At 55.0% G+C, this 4,496-nt stretch carries 4 protein-coding genes; all 4 read right to left on the bottom strand.

All coding sequences use genetic code 11. The features are described from left to right. Nucleotides 1-205: hypothetical protein (locus ABI213_RS20885; RefSeq protein WP_348028506.1), on the bottom strand; the 205-nt coding region annotated here is incomplete at its 3' end. Nucleotides 206-345: 140 nt separating this feature from the next. Continuing rightward, a complete protein-coding gene (locus ABI213_RS20880; protein ID WP_348028504.1) occupies nt 346-768 on the bottom strand; it encodes a hypothetical protein in 423 nt (140 codons plus the stop codon). A 1-nt stretch (nt 769) separates the two neighbouring features. After that, nucleotides 770-3,022, bottom strand: coding sequence for a M23 family metallopeptidase (locus tag ABI213_RS20875; protein WP_348028502.1), 2,253 nt, complete (start codon nt 3,020-3,022; stop codon nt 770-772). Between the two features lie 157 nt (nt 3,023-3,179). Further along, a partial coding sequence (locus tag ABI213_RS20870; protein ID WP_348028500.1) for a type VI secretion system Vgr family protein occupies nt 3,180-4,496 on the bottom strand: 1,317 nt, incomplete at its 5' end.

Genomic DNA, 4,496 nt, shown 5'->3' with positions numbered 1-4,496 from the left:
CGCTGTCCTGCCAGTGGAAGCGGATGCGGATGCGGCCTAGGGCATCGGTATAAATCTCATTGGCCCCATTGGGCGTAGCCTGCCCATCCGGCCCCACCACGGTGGCCGTCTGGCTACCGAACGCGGTGCGCCGGGGGTTCAGCAGCAGGCCGGTGCCGTCGGCCAGTACGGGCCGCCAGGGTACATCGGCGGCAATCATCTCCATGCGGTTGGCGTAGCCTAGGCGCTGGGCTTGGGTGATGAGGGCTTGCAGGGGGATGGGGGAGGCGGAAGTGCAGCAGTCCTACCAGAAAATGCGGTATTTGGTCGAAGAGTTTTTATCAGAAGTGCTGGAAAATTTAAAAATTATTTCAAATTTATCAAACACTCATCTTCAGATTTTCCAGATGGGGAAAAAATTGTTTCCTTCCCAGTTTTTATACTTTTGTATTTTACGTAAGCACCAAAAATAGTTGCCATTTTTGGTTTTATGAGTCGATATTCTCCGGTTATTTTTCCGTCAAAAATCTCCAACCAATTCAGCACATAATCAGCCGACTCGCCTGTCGCGTCATCATCCACAAAAACAAGTGGAATGGTATTTTTTGATGATTTATATTTTACAAGTGCTCCAATTTCTTTTTGAATTTCATTGTCGACGTATGTCCTTAATAATAACTCTATATTCTTATTTTTTTGATTTTCAAAGCACAATGTTTGAGATGTAATTTCCGCATTTGTTGTATTTAAAAAAAATACAGCAGTTATTAATATAAATAGTTTTTTCATGTCATGGTCTTTGTTTTTCAAGTGGCACTTCTATAACCCAGGAGTTTTCACGTAAGATATACCCTTTTTTGGGATTGCCATTTTTGTCTTTTTTGGGAACTCCATTGTCGTCCATTATTATCTCGGCGTTACTATTCCTGCGCCAAGAAAATGTTAAAGTTTCTGTGGCGGATATGGTCGTATTTTCCATAATGAAGTTTTGCAAAAAAATAATACTTTGTAAACGTATGTCTAGTCCATTTAAATTTTGAATCGGCACATCTCCATTTACACACTTACTAACAGCAATGCCGTCACTTTGTGTAAGCCCTCCGTCCATCTTTCGCATCATGCTTGAATGGCTGGATACATAAAAACAAGCACTGTCGGCACAATTTAATGCATTGTATTTTGCATTATTGAATGCAATTAATATATCCGGATCCCATTTTAGTTCCTGATATATGCCGGATGTTACGACATTTGGGAAGCCACGAAACACTCCATATTTCTGATATGTCGCCAGCCAAGTCAATTGAATAAGTCCGCGACCGTAATACGGGAAATATGGCTTACTTTTTAAGTAAGTTCCAGATTTATTATCTCCTTCTTTCATTTGACTCAAATAACCGGTTTCAGGAAGTACGTGTGAAAAGTAATGCACCAATCTTTGCTTGTTTGCGCTTAAACCATATCTTCTATTTGTTTTATTAAACGAAGTTGACCACGTTGTTGCTTTTGCAAGCGCTGTATCCCAATCTGTTGTAGCCGGATGAAATGTTGTTGCGTTTAAATGGAGCTGCCTTCTCGGGAAGCACTGTGCCAACTCCCTCGCACTCAACCACCCACACATCCTAAAATGCCGAATAAACTCCCTCGGATCAAAGCACCACTGGGCAGAAAACAGCTCCGGCCGCGGGATGCACAGCGCCTGCAAATGCGCTTTGAGGTCGTCGTAGTCTGTCCCACTCAGCGGCTCAGGGTTGCCCGCATCAGCAGTTTTGAGCCAAGCCCAGCGTGCATCGATGGTGGATGCATCCCACTCGCTGGGGAATCGGCACACGGTATTGGCTAACTTCTTGCGCACATTCGCTATGCGCAGTCGCCCTTCTGCATTGGCCCGGTTAAAAGGCTGCACGGCTCCTTGCTTGTCGGTGAACACAAGGCGCTTCAGGGTTGCCGAGTCGCAGCGGCTGTCGCCATTAGTGTCGTCGTCGACCAGAGTCCAGTCTTTCCATTGTGGAAAGTCGGCATCGCTGTACTTGTGCACGTTGCCTGCATTCAGGTTGACCCAACCACGCCCCTCGGGTGTAGCCACCTCCCGCCAATGGGGTACGTCAGCAGGCACCAGCGCGTCAGGGCCGATCACGCGACCAAAGCGCAACAACTCATAGACGGCACTGGTGGTGGGGCGGGCTGTGGCAGGGTAGGCTTCGCTGATGGCTTTGGCTGTTGTGTACAGCTGGTATTCGGCCCCTGTCTCGCGGATAACGATGGGCGGTGAGTCCGTGGTGGCAGCGGGCGCAGAAACAGGCGTGCCATCCAGGTGGTAGCTTGTCAGTACCGCATCACCACGTTGATTCACCACACCGGCACCTCCTGCATACAGTAGGCCGACCACCAGTGCGTCGGCGGTGGTGTGCACAGCTTGCAAAGGCTGCGGTGCCGGGCGTGGTGCAGCAGGTTGGCCGCGCTGGCTAGGGACAGCAGGCGGCTGAACCATAGCTTGCACGTACTGGGGCAGTGGCTTGGCAGGGTACACCGGCGTGCCTGCGGGGAGATAGAAGTACATCTCGCCAAACAGCACATCGGTGCGCCCATCGTTCGTCAACGACAAGTCGCCCGTGCTACGCCCCACTAGCCGCGCCAAGTTGGCGTCATCGCAGCAGATTTCAAAATGGACCAGATGGGGTTTACCTTCGATGTGTCCAGCCTGCCCGATCTCATCTTTGCGGTAGATGCACCGCTTTTCGATCACCGTGGGCGAGATGCTGTCCAAGTGCAGGTACACCGAGTAGAACTGCACTTGCACTGCTTGGCCTTGGGGGGGGGCACCAATCTCTGTGTGGTGCCGAATGACCACTACGCCATCGCTGGTGTAGCCCTCGCCATAGTTCAGCGGGGCATCAACGTCTTTTGCATCAACGTCTGTCTTTTTGCGGACATACACGACCATGCCATCGGCTATGGCTCGCACAGGGAGTGAGACGTTGGGAGTTTCACCCATGGGTGCAGTCAGATGGACGCCACCATGCCATTCCATCAGGTAGCTCACTGGGAATGCGCCGTGGCCCGGTTCTCCTCCGGGCATGGCTGCGTTGATCCAATCGACTTCGGTTTGGTCGGCTGTGCGTGAAGGCAGAAACGGAGGGCTAATGAGCATGGAGGGTTTTGGATGTTGTATGTGGGGGTGGTGGCACTGCCATCGGCGGTTAGCTTGAAACCGGACGCTGTTTCTTCAACTTGAAGACCGCCTTGGGCAGGACCGGCATCGCATACCCCACCCTACCCGGCCCCTCAAACACCTTAGCCGAGGCATGCACCGTAATCTGCCCCGGAGCCTGCGTGGTGATGTTCCCCCCCTCAATCGTGATATTCGCCCCACCCGCCGTACTGATGCTGATCTTCTTGGCCGCGGCCCAGTCGATATGGCCATTCGCGCTTTGCACGGTGATGCCGTCTTTGGCCTGGACTTTGAGTTCGTCCGCCTGGGCTTGCAGATCAATGTCGTCTTGGGCGGCGATGATTTGCAGCCCCGTGCCATTGGCCCCCGCTTCCACCGCTCCAGCCAAGATACCAATCGCCTGCCCGCTGTGCACACGCAGCGCACCGCCGGTGCTGTACTGGCTGTCCTGCCCGCTCATCAGGCTGATGGTCTCGCCATTGCTGAGCTGGAGGCTCTGGCCTGCCACCGTGCCCAGGCCGCCCCGGGCGGCAACGTGGATCAGTGCGTCGGCGCTGTGCGGTACGGGGGCACCGTCTGGGCCTTCGGCTGTGCTGGTCTGCTTGGCCGCAGCGTCGGCCAGTGCCTGCTCCAGGCTGCGCGGGTTGAGCATGCCGCTGGCGCTGGTCTGCAAGGCCTTGAGCGGAGCGGCCTGGGCATCCAGGCTGCTGGCGTTGGCGTTCGCTGCACCCAGGTGGCTGGCGTAGGCGACAGTACGGTGGGTACTGGCAGCCTGGCTAAACGCCCCGGCCAGGGTACTGGCCTGCTTGAGCAAGGCCATGCCCGCGCTGTTGTCTCCGGCAGGATCCCGGCTGCTGGCACTGTGCTGGATCTGGTAGCTGCTGATGAGCAGACCGGCACCGGCGCGGATAGCCCCATAGGCATCGGTGCGCAGCTCGGCCCCCGTGCCGCGCAGGCTACCGCGGTAGTTGTCTGCCGTGTGGATGAGGTGGCCCAGGTTGAGCTCGGTGGCGTTTTGCGTGGTCTTGAGCTGAATGCGGCCTTGGTTGTCGGTATCGTCGAAGACGAGTTGGTTGTAGCCCGCAGATCCTGAAGCGCCACCAAACTCCTTGCTGCGGATGCCCCATTGGGCGCTGGCATTGCGGTGGGCATTGGCACCCGCGCCATGCCAGACGGGGCTGTGGCCGCCGCTACCCGTGCCGATCAGATTCCCCTGCCCGCTGTAGCGGTGGTCGTGGGCGGCGTCGAACACGCTGGTGTCTGCCTGGGTAGACGTATCGCCTGCAGGCGTGGGGGCCACACCGCCTTCACCCTGGCCGTTGTACAGCGCCGCTGTCACGATAGG

The sequence above is a fragment of the Rhodoferax sp. genome (genome assembly GCF_039922535.1).
In the GTDB taxonomy this organism is placed as follows: domain Bacteria; phylum Pseudomonadota; class Gammaproteobacteria; order Burkholderiales; family Burkholderiaceae_C; genus Rhodoferax_B.
Note: the sequence above shows the minus strand (reverse complement) of the source record. Positions and strands in the feature narration are given on the sequence as shown.

Excerpts from the sequence above, each read along its gene's own strand:
- ABI213_RS20880 (WP_348028504.1), bottom strand. The coding sequence starts at position 768 with ATGAAAAAACTATTTATATTAATAACTGCTGTATTTTTTTTAAATACA.